Annotated in this window: 17 protein-coding genes; 14 read left to right on the forward strand and 3 right to left on the reverse strand. The window is 61.5% G+C overall.

The window, feature by feature from the left end; genetic code table 11:
* Positions 1-61 precede the first annotated feature (61 nt).
* The gene (gene acrD, locus LPQ25_RS06805) at positions 62-3175 is read right to left on the reverse strand and encodes a multidrug efflux RND transporter permease AcrD (RefSeq protein ID WP_004174879.1); all 3114 of its coding nucleotides are present in this window, start codon (positions 3173-3175) and stop codon (positions 62-64) included.
* A 372-nt stretch (positions 3176-3547) separates the two neighbouring features.
* Here acrD and aegA point away from each other — a divergent pair, with 372 nt between their 5' ends.
* From aegA to LPQ25_RS06820, 3 genes are all read left to right on the forward strand, one after another.
* Complete coding sequence (gene aegA / locus LPQ25_RS06810) at positions 3548-5530, forward strand: formate-dependent uric acid utilization protein AegA (protein ID WP_014907128.1); 1983 nt, start codon at positions 3548-3550, stop codon at positions 5528-5530.
* A 58-nt stretch (positions 5531-5588) separates the two neighbouring features.
* The gene (gene nudK / locus LPQ25_RS06815) at positions 5589-6185 is read left to right on the forward strand and encodes a GDP-mannose pyrophosphatase NudK (RefSeq protein WP_002913754.1); all 597 of its coding nucleotides are present in this window, start codon (positions 5589-5591) and stop codon (positions 6183-6185) included.
* Between the two features lie 63 nt (positions 6186-6248).
* On the forward strand, positions 6249-7295 hold the full coding sequence (locus LPQ25_RS06820; RefSeq protein WP_014907129.1) for a DUF1176 domain-containing protein: 1047 nt from the start codon (positions 6249-6251) through the stop codon (positions 7293-7295).
* Here LPQ25_RS06820 and tkt read toward each other — a convergent pair.
* Both tkt and tal read right to left on the reverse strand, forming a co-directional pair.
* A complete protein-coding gene (gene tkt, locus LPQ25_RS06825) occupies positions 7285-9279 on the reverse strand; it encodes a transketolase (RefSeq protein WP_014907130.1) in 1995 nt (664 codons plus the stop codon). The two genes, LPQ25_RS06820 and tkt, sit on opposite strands and share 11 nt — an antisense overlap.
* Before the next feature lie 16 nt (positions 9280-9295).
* Positions 9296-10252 (reverse strand): transaldolase, encoded by a 957-nt coding sequence (tal, locus tag LPQ25_RS06830; protein ID WP_004174884.1) that lies wholly within the window; start codon positions 10250-10252, stop codon positions 9296-9298.
* A gap of 294 nt (positions 10253-10546) precedes the next feature.
* On the opposite strand from tal, the gene maeB reads away from it, so the two are divergent.
* From maeB to eutG, 11 genes are all read left to right on the forward strand, one after another.
* Complete coding sequence (gene maeB, locus LPQ25_RS06835; protein WP_002913731.1) at positions 10547-12826, forward strand: NADP-dependent oxaloacetate-decarboxylating malate dehydrogenase; 2280 nt, start codon at positions 10547-10549, stop codon at positions 12824-12826.
* A 218-nt stretch (positions 12827-13044) separates the two neighbouring features.
* Positions 13045-13380, forward strand: a complete 336-nt coding sequence (gene eutS / locus LPQ25_RS06840; protein ID WP_002913729.1) for an ethanolamine utilization microcompartment protein EutS — start codon at positions 13045-13047, stop codon at positions 13378-13380.
* 12 nt (positions 13381-13392) lie between these two features.
* Positions 13393-13872, forward strand: a complete 480-nt coding sequence (gene eutP / locus LPQ25_RS06845) for an ethanolamine utilization acetate kinase EutP (protein ID WP_014907132.1) — start codon at positions 13393-13395, stop codon at positions 13870-13872.
* Positions 13850-14539: an ethanolamine utilization acetate kinase EutQ gene (gene eutQ, locus LPQ25_RS06850; RefSeq protein ID WP_002913725.1), complete on the forward strand. Its 690-nt coding sequence runs from the start codon at positions 13850-13852 to the stop codon at positions 14537-14539. Before eutP ends, eutQ begins: the two co-directional genes overlap by 23 nt.
* Positions 14536-15342 carry an ethanolamine utilization cob(I)yrinic acid a,c-diamide adenosyltransferase EutT gene (gene eutT / locus LPQ25_RS06855; protein ID WP_002913723.1) on the forward strand — a complete coding sequence of 269 codons (807 nt, stop codon included), beginning with the start codon at positions 14536-14538 and terminating at the stop codon, positions 15340-15342. The genes eutQ and eutT overlap by 4 nt, the downstream gene beginning before the upstream one ends.
* Positions 15332-16348, forward strand: a complete 1017-nt coding sequence (pta, locus tag LPQ25_RS06860; RefSeq protein ID WP_004185055.1) for a phosphate acetyltransferase — start codon at positions 15332-15334, stop codon at positions 16346-16348. The genes eutT and pta overlap by 11 nt, the downstream gene beginning before the upstream one ends.
* Positions 16349-16386: 38 nt before the next feature.
* Positions 16387-16677, forward strand: a complete 291-nt coding sequence (gene eutM, locus LPQ25_RS06865) for an ethanolamine utilization microcompartment protein EutM (protein WP_000387720.1) — start codon at positions 16387-16389, stop codon at positions 16675-16677.
* 128 nt (positions 16678-16805) lie between these two features.
* A complete protein-coding gene (eutN, locus tag LPQ25_RS06870; protein WP_002913719.1) occupies positions 16806-17093 on the forward strand; it encodes an ethanolamine utilization microcompartment protein EutN in 288 nt (95 codons plus the stop codon).
* Between the two features lie 11 nt (positions 17094-17104).
* Positions 17105-18508 (forward strand): aldehyde dehydrogenase family protein, encoded by a 1404-nt coding sequence (locus LPQ25_RS06875; protein WP_004152003.1) that lies wholly within the window; start codon positions 17105-17107, stop codon positions 18506-18508.
* Positions 18509-18517: 9 nt separating this feature from the next.
* A complete protein-coding gene (eutJ, locus tag LPQ25_RS06880; protein WP_014907133.1) occupies positions 18518-19357 on the forward strand; it encodes an ethanolamine utilization protein EutJ in 840 nt (279 codons plus the stop codon).
* Positions 19347-20534 (forward strand): ethanolamine utilization ethanol dehydrogenase EutG, encoded by a 1188-nt coding sequence (gene eutG / locus LPQ25_RS06885; protein WP_004185054.1) that lies wholly within the window; start codon positions 19347-19349, stop codon positions 20532-20534. Before eutJ ends, eutG begins: the two co-directional genes overlap by 11 nt.
* Positions 20535-20618: the final 84 nt, after the last annotated feature.

The following is a 20618-nucleotide window of genomic DNA, read 5'->3' on the forward strand; positions in this document are numbered from 1 at the left end:
AGAAGGCGACCACCGTGGTCGCCTTTTCTGTTATTACGCCTCGCCGCCGAAGCTCGTCGGTTTATTGCGGACGCTCCTTTAGCGGAAAACGGCGACGCACCAGCACAAAGAACAGCGGCACGAAAAAGATCGCCAGCACGGTGGCGGAGATCATCCCGCCCATCACTCCGGTGCCGACCGCATGCTGGCTGCCGGAACCGGCGCCGGTGCTGGTCGCCATCGGCAGCACGCCGAAGATGAACGCCAGCGAGGTCATCAGGATGGGGCGCAGGCGCTGACGGCAAGCTGACAGCGTGGCGCTGAGCAGATCCTGGCCCTTCTCGTTGAGCTCATTGGCGAACTCGACGATCAGAATGGCGTTTTTCGCCGACAGGCCGATCACTGTCAACAGACCCACCTGGAAGTACACGTCATTCTCCAGACCGCGCATCCAGGTCGCCAGCAGGGCGCCAATCACCCCCAGCGGCACCACCAGCATCACCGAGAACGGCACCGACCAGCTCTCGTACAGCGCCGCCAGGCACAGGAACACCACCAGCAGAGAAATCGCGTACAGGGCCGGCGCCTGAGCGCCAGAGAGGCGTTCCTGGTAGGACATGGCGGTCCATTCGAGGCCAAAGCCGGTGGGTAACTGCGCGGCCAGCTTCTCCATCATGTCCATCGCGGTACCGGTACTGATACCCGGCGCCGCCTCACCGACGATCTCCACCGCTGAGTAGCCATTGTAGCGCTCCAACCGCGGCGAGCCGGTCTCCCAGCGCGAGGTGGCGAAGGCCGAGAATGGCACCATCGTGCCGCTGCTGTTGCGCACGTACCAAAGATTGATATCGTCAGGCAGCATCCGGTATTTCGCCGCCGCCTGGACGTAGACTTTCTTTACCCGGCCGCGATCCATAAAGTCGTTGACGTAGCTCGACCCCCACGCGGTTTGCAGCGTATCGTTGATGTCGTCAATGGAGACGCCAAGCGCCTGCGCTTTACGCTGATCGATATCGACCTGCAGCTGCGGACTGTCATCGAGCCCGTTATGCCGGACGCGGGTCAACAGCGGATTTTTCCCGGCCAGCTCAAGCAGCGTATCGCGCGCCGCCATCAGCGCATCGTGCCCCTTCCCGGCATGATCCTCCAGCTCCATATCGAAGCCTGCCGAACTGCCGAGGCCGCTGATCGCCGGCGGGCTGCTGGCGATAACCCGCGCTTCGTTAATCTGATTAAACGCTTTGGTGGCGCGTTCAATAATGGCAAAGGAGGTGCCGGTTTGCGGGTCGCGCTGGTCCCAGTCTTTGAGACGAACGAACATGCGGGCCACGTTCTGCCCATTGCCGCCGGGGCCGGAGCCAACGGTAGCGAACACCGACTCAACGTTCTGCTTCTCGTTATTGAGGAAGTAATCTTCCGCCTTCTGCACCACCTTCAGCGTCTGCTGCTGGGTGCTGCCGCTCGGCAACTGGACCGAGGTGGTGAACATCCCGCGATCCTCCAGCGGCAGGAACGAGGTCGGCAAATGCAGAAACAGGAACACCATCCCGCCGAGCAGGAGGACGTAGATCAGCATCCAGCGCAGCGAGCGGTGCAGTATTTTGCCGACGAAGGTTTCGTAGCGGCTGGCGCTGCGGTTGAAGGTGCGGTTGAACCAGCCGAAGAAGCCTTTTCTTTCATGGGATTCACCTGGCTTAACCGGCTTAAGCAGCGTGGCGCAAAGGGCAGGGGTGAGGATCATGGCCACCAGCACCGAGAGGACCATCGCCGCGACGATAGTGATTGAGAACTGGCGATAGATGGCGCCGGTGGTGCCGCCGAAGAAGGCCATCGGCACAAATACCGCCGACAGCACCATCGCGATCCCCACCAGCGCGCCCTGAATTTGTCCCATCGATTTGCGGGTCGCCTCGCGTGGCGACAGGCCCTCCTCGCTCATGATGCGCTCGACGTTCTCCACCACCACGATGGCGTCATCCACCAGCAGGCCGATCGCCAACACCATCGCGAACATCGTCAGGGTGTTGATGCTGTAGCCACAGGCATACAGCACCGCGAAAGTGCCCATCAGCACCACCGGCACGGCGATGGTCGGGATCAGGGTGGCGCGGAAGTTCTGCAGGAACAGATACATCACGAGGAAGACCAGCAGGATCGCCTCCAGCAGGGTTTTCACCACGTCGGTGATGGAAGCCTTCACGAAGGAGGTGGTCTCGTAGGCGACCTTATATTCCAGACCGTGGGGGAAAAACTGCGCCAGCTCATTGAGGCGATTGATCACGCGCTCCGCGGTGGCCATTTCGTTGGCGCCGGAAGCCAGCTTGATCCCGAGGCCTGAGGCCGGCTGGCGGTTGTAGCGGCTAAGATAGTCGTACTTCTCCGCCCCCATCTCGACGGTGGCGACATCGCCCAGCGTCACCTCTGAACCATCCTGATTGACGCGCAGAGTGATATTGCGGAACTGCTCCGGGGTTTGCAGCAGAGATTGCGAGTTGATGGTGGCGTTCAGCGCTTGCTTATCGACCGAAGGCGTCCCGCCAAGCTGGCCGACGGCAATCTGGGCGTTCTGCGAACTGATGGCGTCGGTAACATCCTTGGTGGTCATCTGGTAGCTGTTGAGCTTCGCCGGGTCGAGCCAGATGCGCATTGAGTATTGCGAACCGTAGGCGTCGATATCCCCCACGCCGTTGACGCGGCTGAGCGGGTCCTGGATGTTACTGGCGACGTAGTCGGCGATATCTTGTTTATCCATACTGCCGTCAGTGGAGACGAAGGCGAGCGTCAGGATATTGGTATCACCGGTCTTGCGCACCGTCACCCCCTGGTTTTGCACCGCCTGCGGCAGCTTACGCATCGCCGACTGTAGCTGGTTCTGAACCTGCTGCACGGCTTCATCCGGGTCGGTACCGGCGGTAAAGCTGAGGGTGATCGTCGCCTGGCCGGTGGCGCTGCTCTGGGAGGACATATACATCAGGTTATCGAGGCCGGTCATATTCTGTTCGATAACCTGAGTGACGGTATTCTCTAGGGTTTGCGCGGAGGCGCCGGGATAGTTGGCGGTGATCCGCACATTCGGCGGGGCGAGGTCGGGATACTGTTCAACCGGCAGCGACAAAATGGCAAGGGTGCCCGTCAGGCATAACAGGATTGCCAGCACCCATGCAAAAATGGGGCGATCGATAAAGAAATTCGCCATCAGAATAAAAACCTCATATGCACATTTTCTTGTTATTGCACAGCCTGTGCCACTTTAGCGCCAGCCTCTCCGGCAATCGTGGAGAAATTAAGGAGATAGTGTAATTTATCATGTTGCTTTTGCCGTATCGTAAAGAAACCTCGAGCTTTCCTGCCAGCAGGTAGCGAGTCTGCTTCGTCACCGCAGACCGGCGCATTATCCCTTGCCGGTGTGAAACCTCATTTCATTTAAGTCAAAAAAATTGATCCAAAACGGATTCTCTCCAGAAAAAGTTTATCCTGGGCAATTGGACATTGTTCCGGCGTCATCTTGTCGGGTAATAAATAGGCATGCGCATTGAGGGGTTATTCACCAAGAAGACAAAAGGAAGCCATGAACCACTTTATTTTGAGCGATAGCCGAAAGTGCATCGGCTGCCAGGCCTGCGAAGTGGCCTGCGTGATGGCGCATAACGAGGAGCAACACGTGCTGACCCCGCAGCGCTTTTTGCCACGTATCACCGTGATCAAAGCGGAGGGCCAGCGTAACGCCATCACCTGCCGCCACTGCGAGGACGCCCCCTGCGTCCGCAGTTGTCCCAACGACGCCATCGCCCAGTCCGGCGACAGCGTTCAGGTCCGTCAGGAGAAATGCATTGGCTGTAAATCCTGCATGGTGGCCTGCCCGTTCGGGGTGATGCAGGTGGTGGTGACGCCGCAGGCCGCAGGCCTGGTGAAAGCCAGCGCGCACAAGTGCGATCTATGCCAGGGCCGCGAGGCGGGGCCGGCCTGTGTGGAAAACTGTCCCGCGCAGGCGCTGACCCTCGCCGACGATGAGACGTTGATCACCCTGGCGAAGCAGCGGCGACTGCGCTCGGCATGCCAGGAGGTGCAGCCGTGGCAGCGCGCTACGCCGCTCTGCAGCCAGCCCAATGCTGGCGCGAAGGTCAGGCAAATGGCGATGACGCCCCCGCGCGGGGAGCCGGATAAGCTGGCGGCGGAGGTGCGTAAGAGCCACTTTGAGGAGATCTATCAGCCGTTCACCCCGCAGCAGGCGCAGCAGCAGGCCGCCCGCTGTCTCACGTGTGGGGAGCACAGTATTTGCGAATGGACCTGCCCGCTGCATAACCATATCCCGCAGTGGATTGAGCTGGTTAAAGCGGGGAATATCGCCGCCGCGGTCGCGCTTTCCCATCAGACCAACTGCCTGCCGGAGATCACCGGCCGCGTCTGTCCCCAGGGCCGGCTGTGTGAAGGCGCCTGCACCCTGCGCGATGAAAGCGGGGCAGTCACCATCGGCAATATTGAGCGCTATATTTCCGACCAGGCGCTGGCCAGCGGCTGGCGTCCGGACCTTTCGCAGGTTAAGCCGAGCGGCAAGCGGGTGGCGATTATCGGCGCCGGGCCGGCCGGGCTGGCCTGCGCCGATATGCTGGTGCGCCACGGCGTCCAGCCGGTGGTCTTCGACCGTCATCCGGAGATTGGCGGTCTGCTGACCTTCGGCATTCCGGCGTTCAAGCTGGATAAATCGCTATTGGCCCGGCGGCGGGCGATCTTCAGCGAGATGGGTATCCGCTTTGAGCTCAATTGCGAGGTGGGGAAAGATATCTCCATGGCGACACTGCTGGCCGAGTATGACGCGGTGTTCGTCGGCGCCGGAACCTATCGCTCCATGAAGGCGGGGCTGCCGAACGAAGAGGCCCCCGGGGTCTACGATGCGCTGCCGTTCCTCATCGCCAACACCAAACAGGTGATGGGGCTGGCGGCATCGGCGCAAGAGCCTTATGTCAACACCGCCGGGCTGAACGTGGTGGTGCTGGGCGGCGGCGATACGGCGATGGACTGCGTGCGCACCGCGCTGCGCCACGGCGCCCGCCAGGTGACCTGCGCCTATCGGCGAGATGAAGCCAACATGCCGGGCTCGAAAAAAGAGGTCAAAAACGCCCGCGAAGAGGGGGCGCTCTTTGAGTTTAACGTCCAGCCGGTGACGCTTGAGCTGGACGAGAACGGGCGGGTTAACGGGGTTCGCTTTTTGCGCACCGAGCTGGGCGCTCCGGACGCCGGGGGAAGACGCCGTCCGACGCCGATCCCCGGCAGCGAGTTTGTTATGCCGGCAGATGCGGTGATCATGGCCTTTGGCTTCCACCCGCACCGCATGCCCTGGCTGGAGGCGGCGGGGGTGGCGCTGGACAGCCAGGGGCGTATTAAAGCCGGAGTGGAGAGCCGTTACCGTTATCAGACCAGTCAGGAGAAGATCTTTGCCGGCGGCGATGCCGTGCGCGGCGCAGACCTTGTAGTGACGGCGATGGCGGAAGGCCGTCACGCGGCGCAGGGGATCCTGGACTATCTGGCGCGGAAAACGACGCCGCTTCACTGACGACAAACCCGGCTCCGCAGCGTAGTATGAGGGCGTCCTTTTACGCTGTGGGGTCGGTATGTCACTCAATATTCACGTCATTAAAGATAAAATCCTCTCTGAGAACTGGTTCGTACTACGCAATATGACCTATGAGCTGACGCGGGCGGACGGCAGCGTTGTGCGCCACAAGCGCGAGGTCTACGATCGCGGCAATGGCGCCACCGTGCTGCTGTATAACCGCCATAAGCAGACGGTGGTCCTGGTGCGTCAGTTCCGTGTCGCCACCTGGGTCAATGGCAATCATGACGGCATGCTGATTGAAACCTGCGCCGGGCTGCTGGACAACGACGAGCCGGAAGCCTGCATTCGTAAAGAGGCGGTGGAAGAGACCGGCTACGAAGTGGGCGAGGTGAGAAAGCTGTTTGAGCTGTTTATGTCGCCAGGGGGCGTCACCGAGGTAGTGCATTTCTTTATCGCCGAGTACAGCGACGCGCAGCGAACCACCAGCGGCGGCGGGGTGGATGATGAAGCCATCGAGGTGCTGGAGCTGCCTTTTAGCCAGGCGCTGCAGATGGTCGCTGACGGGGAGATCCGCGACGGTAAGGCGGTCATTCTGCTGCAATATCTGCAAACCTCCGGCCTGATGTCGGGGAACTCTGACAAATCCGATTGAGTAACCCGCTGCCGTTGTCCAGGATAGGCGCCGTGGTCGGGTTTATCTGGGGTCGGGCGGTTCATGCTTTTTCGCGTCATCTTTTTCCTTTTTCTGGCGGTGCTGCCTTGCTCGCAGGCATGGTCGGCACCGACGCAGCAGCGCTTCAACGACTGGCTGGTCACCTGTAACAACCAAAATTTCTGCGTCACCCGTAACGTGGGGCTGCATCATGGCCTGGTGATGACCCTCAGCCGCAGCGCTGGGGCAGTCACTGACGCCAGTCTGCGTATCGAGCTGGGCGGCACCGGCAATCCAGTGGCGACGCTCGCGCCGATAGCGCCGCGCCTGCTGCTGGATGGTAAACCGCTGTCCCTGACCGACAAGCGCTGGCACATTGAAGATAAGCTCATTAAAACCGCCGACAGCGTGACGATCGATGCGTTTCTCCAGCAGGTTCAGGAGGGTAAAGCGCTCTCGCTGGCCAATGGCCTGCAGACCATCTCCCTGCAGGGGTTGAAAGCGGCTCTGTTTTTTATCGACGATCGGCAAAAGCGGGTAGGTAGCGAAACGGCCTGGGTCGGCAAAGGGGAAGAGCCGCCGCTCAGCGTACCGCCGGCGCCGGCGCTACGCGCGGTGGCGAGCGCGGAAACGGCGCAGTCGCCGCTGGGGCGTGAGGAGCTCAACGATCTGATGGACTACGGTAATGAGCGGATGACCAACAGCCACTGCTCCCTCGATCCCTTCCGCCGTGAAATTCGCGTTACTGCGCTGACGGATGACAAAGTGCTGCTGATGACCAGCTGCGAATCCGGCGCCTACAACACCGTCTGGCTGGCCTGGCTGGTCTCCCGCCAGCGCCCCTATGTCGCCCGTCAGGTGCGGCTAACGTTGCCATTCCAGCCGCCGGGCGAGGCGCCGCGTGAGATTGAGATGATCAACGCCAGCTATGATGACCGCCGCCATGAGCTGGTGACCCTGGATAAAGGCCGCGGGGCCGGCGATTGCGGGATCCAAACCCGCTGGCGTTTTGACGGCCAGCGGTTCAGCCTCTCCCGCTACGCGCAGCAGCCGACGTGCGACAACTGGCAGGGGCCAGATGCCTGGCCCACGCTGTGGATCACCCGTTAAGCACCTGTTCGGCGGTGGCGACGATATGGTCGACCGTAAAGCCAAAGAACGGGAACAACTGCTCTGCCGGGGCGGATTCGCCATAGCCGGTCATGCCGACGATCTTGCCTTTTAAGCCGACATATTTATACCAGTAGTCCGCTATCCCGGCTTCGACCGCCACCCGGGCGCTGACGTCCGATGGCAGCACGGATTCGCGCCAGGCCTCATCCTGGGCGTCAAACACATCAGTGGAAGGGAGCGAGACGACCCGCACATTTACCCCTTTGGCCAACAGTTTTTCCGCGGCCAGGACGGTGATCTCCACTTCCGAGCCGGTGGCGATGAGGATCAGGTCGGGCTTGCCGCCGGCATCCTTAAGCACGTAGCCACCCCGGGCGATATCCTGCACCTGTTCCGGGGTACGCGGCATCTGCGCCAGGTTTTGTCGCGACAGGATCAGCGCCGTCGGCCCGCCCTGTCGCGCGATAGCCGCCTGCCAGGCGACGGCGGTCTCCACCTGGTCGCAGGGGCGCCAGGTGCTGAAGTTGGGCGTCAGCCGCAGACTGGCCAGCTGTTCCACCGCCTGGTGCGTCGGCCCGTCTTCCCCAAGACCGATCGAGTCATGGGTATAGACCATGATCTGCCGGGCCTTCATCAGGGCTGCCATGCGCGCGGCGTTGCGGGCGTACTCCACAAACATCAGGAAGGTCGAGGTATAAGGAATAAAGCCCCCGTGCAGGGCAATGCCGTTGGCCACCGCGGTCATGCCAAACTCGCGCACCCCGTAGTGGATATAATTGCCCGCAGGATCTTCTTTAATCGATGTCGATCCAGACCAGATGGTCAGGTTACTCGGCGCAAGATCCGCAGAACCGCCCAGCAGTTCCGGGAGGTGCGGGCCGTAGGCGTTCAGCGCGTTTTGCGAAGCCTTGCGGCTGGCGATTTTCGCCGGCTCGGCCTGCAGTTTCGCCACGTAGTCGCGGGCGATCGCGGCAAAGTCTTCCGGCAGGGCGCCATTCATACGTCGGGTCAGCTCAGCGGCCAGCTCCGGGAACTGCTGCTGGTAGGCGGCGAATTTCTCGTTCCAGGCGTGCTCCGCTTTTTCCCCGCGCGGACGCGCATCCCAGCCCGCGTAGATCTCTTTCGGGATCTCGAACGGAGGATATTTCCAGCCAAGCTGCTGGCGGGCCAGCGCTACCTCTTTTTCGCCCAGCGCCGCCCCGTGAGACTCCTCTGAGCCGGCTTTGTTGGGCGAACCGAAGCCGATGATGGTCCGGCAGATAATCAGTGACGGTTTATCTTTCACCGCCTGCGCTTCCGTTATCGCCTGTTTGATAGCCTGCGGATCGTGGCCGTCGATATCGCCTATGACGTGCCAGTGATAGGCGCGGAAGCGTTCCGCCGTATCATCGGAAAACCAGCCTTCGGTTTTGCCGTCGATGGAGATGCCGTTGTGATCGTAAAAACCGATCAGCTTGCCCAGTCCGAGCGTGCCGGCCAGCGAACAGGCCTCATGGGAGATCCCCTCCATCAAACAGCCATCGCCCATGAACACCCAGGTGTGATGGTCAATGATCTCATGGCCGGGGCGATTAAACTGCGCCGCCAGCGTCCGTTCGGCGATGGCCATCCCAACGGCGTTCGCCAGCCCCTGGCCCAGCGGGCCGGTGGTGGTTTCCACCCCAGGGGGATAGCCATGCTCCGGGTGGCCGGGCGTTTTAGAGTGCAGCTGACGGAACTGCTTCAGTTCAGACAGCGGCAGATCGTAGCCGGTCAGGTGCAGCAGACTGTAGAGCAGCATCGACGCGTGGCCGTTGGACAAGATAAAGCGGTCGCGGTCCACCCAGTCAGGGTTCTGCGGATTGTGCTTGAGAAAATCGTTCCACAGCACTTCGGCAATATCAGCCATCCCCATCGGCGCACCGGGATGGCCGGAGTTGGCTTTCTGCACGGCGTCCATACTCAGGGCGCGGATGGCGTTGGCAAGCTCTCTTCGGGACATATTTTTCTCCGTGAGACTAAAGTGACAGTTTGGCGGCAAGCAGATCTTCCAGTTTGCGCTGATCGACGGCGAACAGGCGGATCCCCTCCGCTAGCTTTTCGACCGCCATCGGATCCTGATTATGTTCCCAGCGGAACTCCGCTTCACTGAGCGGCACCGGACGCGGCAGGATCTGGCTGGCAGGGATCAGTTTGCGCACCACCGGGGTATCGCTGGCCTGCAGCTCTTTTAATAAAGGCGGGGCGATGGTCAACCGGTCGCAGCCGACCAGCGCCAGGATCTGCTCGGTGCGGCGGAAGCTGGCGCCCATCACGATGGTGTTGTATTTATGCTGTTTGAAATAGTCATAGATATTGCGCACCGATTTCACCCCCGGATCTTCCTCCACCACGTAAGGCTCCAGCGGTTTGCGCGCCTGATACCAGTCATAAATACGCCCAACGAACGGGGAGATGAGATAAACCCCGGCCTCGGCGCAGGCCCGGGCCTGGGCGAAGGAAAACAGCAGCGTCAGGTTGCAGTGGATCCCCTCTTTCTCCAGCACCTCCGCGGCGCGGATCCCCTCCCAGGTGGATGCCAGCTTGATCAGGATCCGCGACTTATCAATGCCCATCTCCTGATACAGCGCCACCAGGTGGCGAGCCTTCTCGATACTTTTCTCGCGGTTGAAGGAGAGCCGGGCGTCCACCTCAGTGGAGACCCGCCCGGGAATGCTTTTGAGGATCTCCGCGCCAAAATTGACCGCCAGCTTATCGCAGGCGTGAGCCACCTGCGCTTCGCGGCCGCCACCCTGTTTTTTGGCCCAGGCGATAGCGTCGTCGATGAGGCCGCTATAGGACGCCAGGCCGGCGGCCTTCAGCAGCAGAGAGGGGTTGGTGGTGGCGTCTTCCGGATGGTAGTGGCGGATGGATTCGATGTCTCCGCTGTCGGCGACCACCGTGGTGAACTGCTTGATGCTGTCTAACTGATTCATGGATAAGTCCTCCTGGAACAAGGTGTTACATGAGTGCTTGCCGGTATACGGTATAAACATTGATGAGGTACATAACCAAAAAGCATAGCAGACAGGGCTATTATTGGCGGCGATTCCGGGTAACATAACCGCTATAAATTGATAACAACAAAATCATAACGATGGCCAGAGTTTGGCGGTGTTCAAAGTTTATCGCCCCGCCAGGAGGGATACTGTCTGCCACTGAAAGGTGAACGACAGGATGGTCATCACGCTTTTCCCCTACGAACGATACGTGAAAGAAAGGAATAGAAAATGGATGAGCAGTTAAAACAGAGCGCCCTCGACTTCCACGAATTTCCGGTTCCCGGAAAAATCCAGGTCTCGCCGACCAAACCTCTCGCCACCCAGCGCGATCTGGCGCTGGCCTACTCGCCGGGCGTCGCAGCCCCCTGCCTGGAAATCGAAAAAGATCCGCTGGCCGCCTACAAATACACTGCCCGCGGCAACCTGGTGGCGGTCGTCTCCAACGGCACCGCGGTGCTGGGGCTCGGCAACATCGGCGCGCTGGCCGGTAAGCCGGTAATGGAGGGCAAAGGCGTCCTGTTTAAGAAATTTGCCGGTATCGATGTGTTTGATATCGAAGTCGATGAGCTGGATCCGGACAAATTCATTAACGTCGTCGCCGCCCTCGAACCAACCTTCGGCGGTATCAACCTGGAAGATATTAAAGCGCCGGAGTGTTTCTACATCGAGCAGCAGCTGCGCGAGCGGATGAATATCCCGGTCTTCCATGACGATCAGCACGGCACGGCGATCATCAGCACCGCGGCGATCCTCAACGGTCTGCGCGTCGTCGAGAAGAATCTGTCCGACGTGCGGATGGTGGTCTCCGGCGCGGGCGCGGCGGCGATCGCCTGTATGAATCTGCTGGTGGCGCTGGGGATGCAAAAGCACAACATCGTGGTCTGCGATTCGAAAGGCGTTATCTATAAAGACCGTGAGCCGAACATGGCGGAAACCAAAGCGGCCTATGCGGTGGAAGACGACGGCAAACGCACCCTCGATGACGTGATCGACGGCGCCGACATTTTCCTCGGCTGCTCCGGTCCGAAAGTGCTGACTCAGGAGATGGTGAAGAAGATGGCGCGGGCGCCGCTGATCCTCGCCCTGGCCAACCCGGAGCCGGAAATCCTGCCGCCGCTGGCGAAGCAGGTCCGCGATGACGCCATCATCTGTACCGGCCGCTCCGACTACCCTAACCAGGTCAACAACGTGCTCTGCTTCCCGTTCATCTTCCGCGGCGCGCTGGACGTCGGCGCGACGGCGATCAACGAAGAGATGAAGCTGGCGGCGGTGCATGCGATTGCCGAGCTGGCCCATGCCGAGCAGAGCGAAGTGGTGGCCTCCGCCTACGGCGATCAGGATTTAAGCTTTGGTCCGGAGTACATCATTCCGAAACCGTTCGACCCGCGGCTGATCGTCAAGATAGCCCCTGCGGTGGCGAAGGCGGCGATGGATTCCGGCGTGGCAACGCGCCCCATCGCTGATTTTGACGCCTATATCGAGAAGCTGAGCGAGTTCGTCTATAAAACCAACCTGTTTATGAAGCCTATCTTCTCTCAGGCGCGCAAAGAGCCGAAGCGCGTGGTGCTGGCGGAAGGGGAGGAGACTCGGGTGCTGCACGCCACCCAGGAGCTGGTGTCTCTGGGACTGGCCAAACCGATTCTGGTGGGGCGCCCGAGCGTGATTGAAATGCGCATCCAGAAGCTGGGCCTGCAGATCAAGGCCGGCGTTGACTTTGAGATCGTCAATAATGAATCCGACCCGCGGTTTAAAGAGTACTGGAGCGAGTACTACCAGCTGATGAAGCGCCGCGGCATTACCCAGGAGCAGGCGCAGCGGGCGGTGATTAGCAACACCACGGTGATTGGCGCCATCATGGTTCATCGCGGTGAAGCGGATGCGATGATCTGCGGGACTATTGGCGAGTACCACGATCACTACCGCGTGGTGCAGCCGCTGTTTGGCTATCGCGACGGCGTCAGCACCGCCGGGGCGATGAATGCGCTGCTGCTGCCGAGCGGCAACACCTTTATCGCCGATACCTATGTCAATCACGATCCGTCGCCGGAAGAGCTGGCGGAGATCACCCTGATGGCGGCGGAAAGCGTGCGACGCTTTGGTATTGAACCGCGCGTGGCGTTGCTGTCGCACTCCAACTTTGGCTCTGCCGACTGTCCGTCAGCCAGTAAAATGCGTAAAACCCTGGAGCTGGTGAAGGCGCGCGCCCCGGAGCTGATGATCGATGGCGAAATGCATGGCGACGCCGCGCTGGTGGAAAGCATCCGCAACGATCGCATGCCGGACAGCCCGCTGAAGGGGGCGGCCAATATTCTGGTGATGCCGAATATGGAAGCCGCCCGGATCAGCTATAACCTGCTGCGCGTCTCCAGTTCGGAAGGGGTGACCGTCGGGCCGGTGCTGATGGGGGTGGCGAAGCCGGTGCATATTCTGACGCCGATCGCCTCCGTACGCCGGATCGTTAATATGGTGGCGCTGGCGGTTGTTGAAGCGCAAACCGAACCGCTGTAATTTTCTATTTCCCCCGTTAACGCGCGGATCCGTTTCCGCGCGCAATATCAGGCAGGCCGGTGAGTAAAAAACGCTGAGCCTGCCTTTTTAATTCCGCCGCAATATTATTTTCTCTCCTGAGTGATCCACTTCACCTTTTAACCCCACTTGCCGAAATTTGTTATTTGCCGCGCTGAAATGTCGTCACCATGAGGACAGATTTCAGGGGGCAATCAGTCATGGATAAAGAACGCATTATTCAGGAATTCGTACCAGGCAAACAGGTCACACTGGCGCATCTGATTGCCCACCCGGGAGCGGAGCTGGCGAAAAAGATCGGCGTACCCGAATCCGGCGCGATCGGCATTATGACGCTGACGCCGGGAGAAACGGCGATGATCGCCGGCGATCTGGCGATGAAGGCCGCCGACGTGCACATCGGTTTTCTCGACCGGTTTAGCGGCGCGCTGGTGATCTACGGCTCGGTCGGCGCGGTGGAAGAGGCGCTTCTGCAGACCATCGGCGGATTAGGCCGCTTATTAAATTATACCTTGTGCGAATTAACGAAAAGTTAATTGAGAGCGACCATGAAGCGTATTGCCATTGTCGGCGCCGTCGGTGCAGGAAAAACCACGTTATTTAATGCCCTGCAGGGGAATTATTCCCTCGCCAGAAAAACGCAGGCGCTGGAATTTAACGATCGTGGCGACATCGATACACCCGGGGAATATTTCAGCCATCCGCGCTGGTATCACGCCTTAATTACCACCTTGCAGGATGTGGACACCCTGATTTATGTCCATGCGGCCAATGATACCGAAAGTCGCCTGCCACCCGGGTTGCTGGATATTGGCAGCCGAAAGCACCTTATCGTGGCGATCAGCAAAACGGATCTGCCGGATGCCAACGTCGCCGCGGTGCGGCAGCTGCTGGACCGGATGGGGTTTCAGGCGCCGGTTTTCGCCCTCAACGGTTGCGATCCGCAAAGCGTTGCGCCGCTGGAAAATTACTTGAGTGAGCTCAGCCAAAAGGAGGAAGGGCCAGGTGAAGAAACTCATTACCGCTAACGATATTCGTGCCGCCCACGCGCGCGGCGAACAGGCGATGTCAGTAGTTCTGCGCGCCAGCATTATCACCCCGGAAGCGCGCGAAGTCGCCGAGCTGCTGGGATTCACTATCACCGAAGACGATGGCGCCGCGCCGGCGGCGACAGCGGCGGACAGCGACAAAACGGAAAGCCAGCGGATCCGCGAAACCATCCTGGCGCAGCTGCCGGAAGGCCAGTTTACCGAAAGCCTGGTGGCGCAGCTGATGGAAAAGGTGATGAAGGAGAAGCAGTCCCTGGAGCAGGAGGCGATGCAGCCGGGATTTGACTCCGTGACCGGCAAAGGCGGCATCAAAGTGATCGACGGCAGCAGCGTGAAGTTTGGCCGCTTCGACGGCGCCCAGCCGCACTGCGTTGGCTTAACGGACCTGGTGACTGACCAGGATGGCAGCAGCATGGCGGCCGGATTTATGCAGTGGGAGAACGCCTTCTTCCCGTGGACGCTGAACTACGACGAAATCGATATGGTGCTGGAGGGCGAGCTGCATGTGCGCCATCAGGGGGAAACGCTGGTCGCCAAAGCGGGGGACGTCATGTTCATCCCGAAAGGCTCCAGCATCGAATTCGGTACCCCGTCGACGGTGCGCTTCCTGTACGTCGCCTGGCCGGCAAACTGGCAATCGCTATGAACGATTTCATTACCGAAGCGTGGCTCAGAGCGAATCATACGCTCAGCGAAGGCGGTGAAATCCATCTTCCTGCCGATGCCCGCCTGACGCCCTCGGCGAGGGAACTGCTGGAAAGTCGGCATCTGCGGGTCAAATTTCTCGACCGCCAGGGGCGCCTGTTTGTCGAGGATGACGAACAGACGCCGCAGCCGGTGCATGTCCTGACCAGCAGCGACCATCCGCCCCAGGCCTGCTGCGAGCTTTGTCACCAGCCGGTGGGCAAAAAGCCGGACACCTTAACTCATCTGACGGCCGATACCCTGGTGGCGAAAAACGATCCGCGGCTGGCCTTCCGCGCGGTGCTGGACAGCACCATCGCCCTGACGGTGTGGCTGCAAATTGAACTGGCGGAGCCCTGGCAGCCGTGGCTGACGGATATCCGTTCGCGGCTGGGCAACATCATGCGCGCCGATGCGCTGGAGGAACCGCTGGCGGCGCAGTCGATAGCCGGATTCAGCGAGGCGCAGCTGCATCGTCTGTCCCATCAGCCGCTGCGTTACCTGGGTCACGATCACCTGGTGCCGGAGGCCCGCCATGGGCGCGATGTCGCGCTGCTTAATTTGCTGCGCGGCAAAGTGCGCGAGGCGGAGGTGACCGCGGCGCAGGTGTTTATTACGCCGCAATTTGCGGTCCAGCGTGCCGATATTCTACAGGCGCTCAACCGCCTCTCCAGCGCGGTCTACGTGATGATGATCCTGGGCGTGACGGACGCGCCGCCGGCGCTCAGCCAACTGCAGCAGCTGGGAGGTGAAGATGATCATTGACCAGTGTCGCAAACTGGCGCTGCGCGCCCCCGCCAGGGTGGTGTTCCCGGATGCGCTGGACGTCCGCGTGTTGAAGGCGGCGCATTATCTGCAGCAGCAGGGCCTGGCGCATCCGATCCTCGTCGCCAGCCCCTTCGCGCTGCGGCAGTTCGCCCTTGGCGAACGTCTGCCGCTGACCGGGGTGCAGGTCATCGATCCGCACAGCAACCTGGCGATGCGCGAGGCGTTTGCCGCCGCCTGGCAGGCGCGCGCCGGCGATAAAGCGCCCGCTGACGCGGTCGACAAGCTGGCCGACCCGCTGATGTTCGCCGCGGCGATGGTCAGCGCCGGGCAGGCCGAGGTGTGTATCGCCGGAAATCTCTCGTCAACCGCCAGCGTGCTGCGCGCTGGTCTGCGCCTTATCGGCCTGCAGCCGGGGTGTAAAACGCTCTCTTCGCTGTTTCTGATGCTGCCGCAGTATGCCGGCCAGCCGCTGGGGTTTGCCGACTGCAGCGTGGTGCCGCAGCCGACCGCGGCGCAGCTGGCGGATATCGCGATTGCCAGCGCCGAGACCTGGCAAGCGATCGCTGGCGAAGCGCCGCGGGTGGCAATGCTGTCCTTCTCGACACACGGCAGCGCCCGGCATCCCTGTGTGGCTAACGTCCAGCAGGCCACGGAGATCGTGCGTCAGCGGGCGCCGCAGCTGATGGTCGATGGCGAGCTGCAGTTTGACGCCGCCTTTGTACCGGACGTCGCTGCGCACAAAGCGCCCGGCAGCCCGCTGCAGGGCCGGGCCAATGTGCTGGTCTTCCCGTCGCTGGAGGCGGGCAACATCGGCTACAAAATCGCCCAGCGGCTGGGCGGATATCGCGCCATCGGGCCGCTGATCCAGGGCCTGGCCGCCCCGCTTCACGACCTCTCGCGAGGCTGTAGCGTAGAGGAAATTATCGAACTGGCGCTGGTGGCGTCGGTACCGCGCCAGACGGACGCAAGCCGGATCCCCGACTCGTCCACGCTGGTTGAATGAATGGTCCCCTTCAGGACCCCTTATGAGAGGAAAACACAATGGAAGCATTAGGAATGATTGAAACCCGGGGCCTGGTTGCACTGATTGAGGCCTCCGACGCCATGGTCAAAGCGGCCCGCGTCAAGCTGGTGGGAGTGAAACAGATCGGCGGGGGCCTGGTGACCGCCATGGTGCGCGGCGATGTCGCGGCGTGCAAAGCCGCGACGGATGCCGGGGCGGCGGCGGCTCAGCGTATCGGTGAGCTGGTCTCTGTACATGTCATCCCGCGTCCGCATGGCGATCTGGAAGAGGTCTTCCCGATTAGCTTCAAGGGCGACAGCAACATCTAACGGGGGAGGGGGTGCCGGAAAGTTCTGGCCGGATAAGACGCCAGCGCGTCGCTATCCGGCCATGAAAAGGCATGAATGCCGGATGGCGTTGCGCTTTTCCGGCCTGCACATCACACGCGGAGACGGACATGAAGCTGGCTGTGGTAACCGGATATGTGGTCTGCACCGTACGCCATGAAGGTCTGGCCCACGACAAACTGCTGATGGTGGAGATGCTCAATGCCCGCGGCGAGCCCGACGGGCAATGTGCGGTCGCCATCGACAGCATCGGCGCGGGATGCGGAGAGTGGGTACTGCTGGTCAGCGGCAGCTCGGCGCGACAGGCGCACGCACACGGCGCCTCTCCGGTCGATCTGTGCGTGATTGGTATCGTGGATGAGGCTGCGGCCGATGGTCAGGTGCTCTTCCATAAGTAGGGTGAAAAATCATGAATCAACAGGACATTGAACAGGTAGTGAAAGCGGTACTGCTGAAAATGAAAGACAGCAGCCAGCCTGCCGGCACCGTTCATGATATGGGCGTTTTTGCCTCACTGGATGACGCTGTCGCGGCGGCAACGGTGGCCCAGCAGGGATTAAAGCGGGTGGCGATGCGTCAGCAGGTGATTCAGGCCATTCGTGAGGCGGGTGAAAAGTATGCCCGTGAACTGGCGGAGCTTGCGGTGACGGAGACCGGCATGGGACGCGTTGAAGATAAGTTTGCCAAAAACGTGGCGCAGGCGCGCGGCACGCCGGGCGTGGAGTGTCTGACTCCGCAGGTGCTCACCGGCGATAACGGCCTGACGCTGATTGAAAATGCGCCCTGGGGCGTGGTGGCCTCGGTGACGCCGTCCACCAATCCGGCGGCGACGGTGATCAACAACGCCATTAGCCTGATAGCCGCCGGCAACAGCGTGGTCTTCGCCCCCCATCCGGCGGCGAAAAAGGTCTCGCAAAGGGCAATTACCCTGCTTAACCAGGCGGTAGTGGCCGCCGGCGGCCCGGCCAACCTGCTGGTGACCGTGGCGAACCCGGATATCGACACCGCCCAGCGGCTGTTTAAGTACCCTGGCATCGGCCTGCTGGTGGTGACCGGCGGCGAAGCGGTGGTCGAGGCGGCGCGCAAACATACCAACAAACGCCTGATCGCCGCCGGGGCCGGCAACCCGCCGGTGGTGGTGGATGAGACTGCCGATCTACCGCGCGCCGCGCAGGCGATCGTCAAAGGCGCCTCTTTTGATAACAACATTATCTGCGCCGACGAGAAGGTACTGATCGTGGTCGATAGCGTTGCCGACGAACTGATGCGCCTGATGGAAGGCCAGCAGGCGGTGAAACTCACGGCGGCGCAGGCCGAACAGCTCCAGCCGCTGCTGCTGAAAAATATTGACGAGCGCGGCAAAGGCACGGTCAGCCGCGACTGGGTCGGTCGCGACGCGGGCAAAATCGCCGCGGCGATTGGCCTGCAGGTGCCGGCGCAAACCCGTCTGCTGTTCGTGGAAACCCCCGCCAGCCATCCGTTTGCGGTGACTGAACTGATGATGCCGGTGCTGCCGGTGGTGCGGGTGGCGAACGTTGAAGAGGCCATCGCCCTGGCGGTGCAACTGGAAGGTGGCTGCCACCATACGGCGGCGATGCACTCGCGCAATATCGACAACATGAACCAGATGGCGAATGCCATCGACACCAGCATCTTCGTCAAAAACGGGCCGTGCATCGCCGGGCTTGGGCTGGGCGGTGAGGGCTGGACCACCATGACCATCACCACCCCAACCGGGGAAGGGGTGACCAGCGCGCGGACCTTCGTTCGTCTGCGTCGCTGCGTACTGGTGGATGCGTTTCGAATCGTATAAGGGATGAACATGGCGCACGACGAAAAACGCTGGCTTTCGCCGAGACTGCAAAAAGCCGCTGCCCTGTGTAACCAGGCGCCCGCCGCCAGCGAGTCGCCGCTGTGGCTGGGCATCGATTTGGGCACCTGCGACGTGGTGTCGATGGTGGTCGACCGCGATGGCCAGCCGGTTGCGGTATGTCTTGACTGGGCCGATGTGGTGCGCGACGGCATCGTCTGGGACTTCTTCGGCGCCGTCACCCTCGTGCGCCGACATCTTGCGACTCTCGAGCAGCAGCTGGGCTGCCGCTTCACCCATGCGGCGACCTCGTTTCCGCCCGGCACCGATCCGCGCATTTCGATCAATGTCCTGGAGTCCGCCGGGCTGGAGATCAGTCATGTGCTGGATGAGCCTACCGCGGTGGCGGATCTGCTGCAGCTCGATAACGCCGGGGTGGTGGATATCGGCGGCGGCACCACCGGGATCGCCATCGTTAAACAGGGCAGGGTGACGTATTCGGCGGATGAAGCCACCGGCGGCCACCATATCTCCCTGACTCTGGCCGGGAATCGCGGCATCGGGCTTGAGGAGGCGGAGCAGTACAAGCGCAGCCACGCCGGGGAGATCTGGCCGGTGGTTAAGCCGGTGTACGAGAAGATGGCCGAAATTGTCGCCCGACATATTGCCGGACAAGGGATTGTCGATTTGTGGCTGGCAGGCGGCGCCTGTATGCAGCCGGGCGTGCATGAGCTGTTTCGTCAGCGCTTCCCGGCATTACCGGTGCATTTGCCGCAGCACAGCCTGTTTATGACCCCGCTGGCAATCGCCAACAGCGGGAGGGAAAAAGCGGAGGGGATGTATGCAAGCTGAACTGCAGACGGCGCTGTTCCATGCCTTTGATACGCTGAATCTTCAGCAAATGAAAAGCTTCAACGTTCCGCCGGTGACGCTGCACGGCGTCGGCGCGCTGGCGGCCTGCGGTCCGCAAGCGCAGTCCCGGGGCCTTAGGCATCTGTTTGTCATGGTTGACAGTTTTCTCCATCAGGCGGGAATGACCGCCGGGCTGGAGCGTAGCCTGGCGATGAAAGGGATTGCTATGACTCTCTGGCCCTGTCCCGCCGGCGAACCCTGCGTCACCGATGTCTGCGCCGCCGTCGCCCAGCTGCGGGACGCGCGCTGCGACGGCGTGGTGGCCTTTGGCGGTGGATCGGTACTGGATGCGGCGAAGGCGGTGGCGCTGCTGGTCGCCAATCCTGAGCAGACGCTGGGGGAGATGACGGAGCACAGCGAGTTGCGTCCACGTCTGCCGCTGATCGCGGTGCCGACCACCGCTGGCACCGGGTCTGAAACCACCAATGTAACGGTGATTATCGATGCGGTGAGTGGACGCAAACAGGTGCTGGCGCATGCCTCGCTGATGCCGGATGTGGCGATCCTCGACGCCGCGCTGACCGAAGGCGTCCCGCCGCATATCACGGCAATGACCGGGATTGATGCGCTGACCCACGCCGTCGAGGCCTACAGCGCCCGCCACGCCACGCCGTTTACCGACAGTCTGGCGATGGGGGCGATAGCCATGATCGGCGAGGCGCTGCCGAAAGCGGTGGGCTGCGGTCAGGATCTGGCGGCGCGGGAGAACATGCTGCTGGCTTCCTGCATGGCGGGGATGGCGTTTTCCAGCGCCGGGCTGGGGCTATGCCATGCCATGGCGCATCAGCCGGGGGCGGCGCTGCATATTCCGCACGGTCTGGCCAACGCCATGCTGCTGCCAACGGTGATGGAGTTTAACCGCATGGTGCGCCGGGCGCGCTTCAGCCAGATCGGCCGGGCGTTAACCGGCAAGAAAACCGATGACCGCGAGGCTATCGCCGCCGTGCGCGAGCTGATCGCCGAGGTCGGTCTGACGATGCGGCTGACGGAGGCTGGCGCGACGTCCGCGCACTACGCCGCCTGGGCGCAAGCGGCGCAGGAGGACATCTGTTTGCGCACCAATCCACGCACCGCCAGCCGGGAGCAGATTATCGAGCTGTACGCGGCGGCGCAATAAATGCCGATTTTCCCGGAGGCGTGTGGCTGTGGCTTTCCCGGCTCGCGCTGCGCTTAGCCGGGCTACAGGATCACAGCCGTCTGC

This window comes from Klebsiella sp. KPN54798 (assembly GCF_021184225.1).
Classification (GTDB): domain Bacteria; phylum Pseudomonadota; class Gammaproteobacteria; order Enterobacterales; family Enterobacteriaceae; genus Klebsiella; species Klebsiella pneumoniae.

Excerpts from the sequence above, each read along its gene's own strand:
- eutS (WP_002913729.1), top strand. The coding sequence starts at position 13,045 with ATGGATAAAGAACGCATTATTCAGGAATTCGTACCAGGCAAACAGGTC.
- eutG (WP_004185054.1), top strand. The coding sequence starts at position 19,347 with ATGCAAGCTGAACTGCAGACGGCGCTGTTCCATGCCTTTGATACGCTG.
- eutT (WP_002913723.1), top strand. The coding sequence starts at position 14,536 with ATGAACGATTTCATTACCGAAGCGTGGCTCAGAGCGAATCATACGCTC.
- eutJ (WP_014907133.1), top strand. The coding sequence starts at position 18,518 with ATGGCGCACGACGAAAAACGCTGGCTTTCGCCGAGACTGCAAAAAGCC.
- eutP (WP_014907132.1), top strand. The coding sequence starts at position 13,393 with ATGAAGCGTATTGCCATTGTCGGCGCCGTCGGTGCAGGAAAAACCACG.
- nudK (WP_002913754.1), top strand. The coding sequence starts at position 5,589 with ATGTCACTCAATATTCACGTCATTAAAGATAAAATCCTCTCTGAGAAC.
- LPQ25_RS06875 (WP_004152003.1), top strand. The coding sequence starts at position 17,105 with ATGAATCAACAGGACATTGAACAGGTAGTGAAAGCGGTACTGCTGAAA.
- eutM (WP_000387720.1), top strand. The coding sequence starts at position 16,387 with ATGGAAGCATTAGGAATGATTGAAACCCGGGGCCTGGTTGCACTGATT.
- maeB (WP_002913731.1), top strand. The coding sequence starts at position 10,547 with ATGGATGAGCAGTTAAAACAGAGCGCCCTCGACTTCCACGAATTTCCG.
- aegA (WP_014907128.1), top strand. The coding sequence starts at position 3,548 with ATGAACCACTTTATTTTGAGCGATAGCCGAAAGTGCATCGGCTGCCAG.
- pta (WP_004185055.1), top strand. The coding sequence starts at position 15,332 with ATGATCATTGACCAGTGTCGCAAACTGGCGCTGCGCGCCCCCGCCAGG.
- eutN (WP_002913719.1), top strand. The coding sequence starts at position 16,806 with ATGAAGCTGGCTGTGGTAACCGGATATGTGGTCTGCACCGTACGCCAT.
- LPQ25_RS06820 (WP_014907129.1), top strand. The coding sequence starts at position 6,249 with ATGCTTTTTCGCGTCATCTTTTTCCTTTTTCTGGCGGTGCTGCCTTGC.
- tkt (WP_014907130.1), bottom strand. The coding sequence starts at position 9,279 with ATGTCCCGAAGAGAGCTTGCCAACGCCATCCGCGCCCTGAGTATGGAC.
- acrD (WP_004174879.1), bottom strand. The coding sequence starts at position 3,175 with ATGGCGAATTTCTTTATCGATCGCCCCATTTTTGCATGGGTGCTGGCA.
- tal (WP_004174884.1), bottom strand. The coding sequence starts at position 10,252 with ATGAATCAGTTAGACAGCATCAAGCAGTTCACCACGGTGGTCGCCGAC.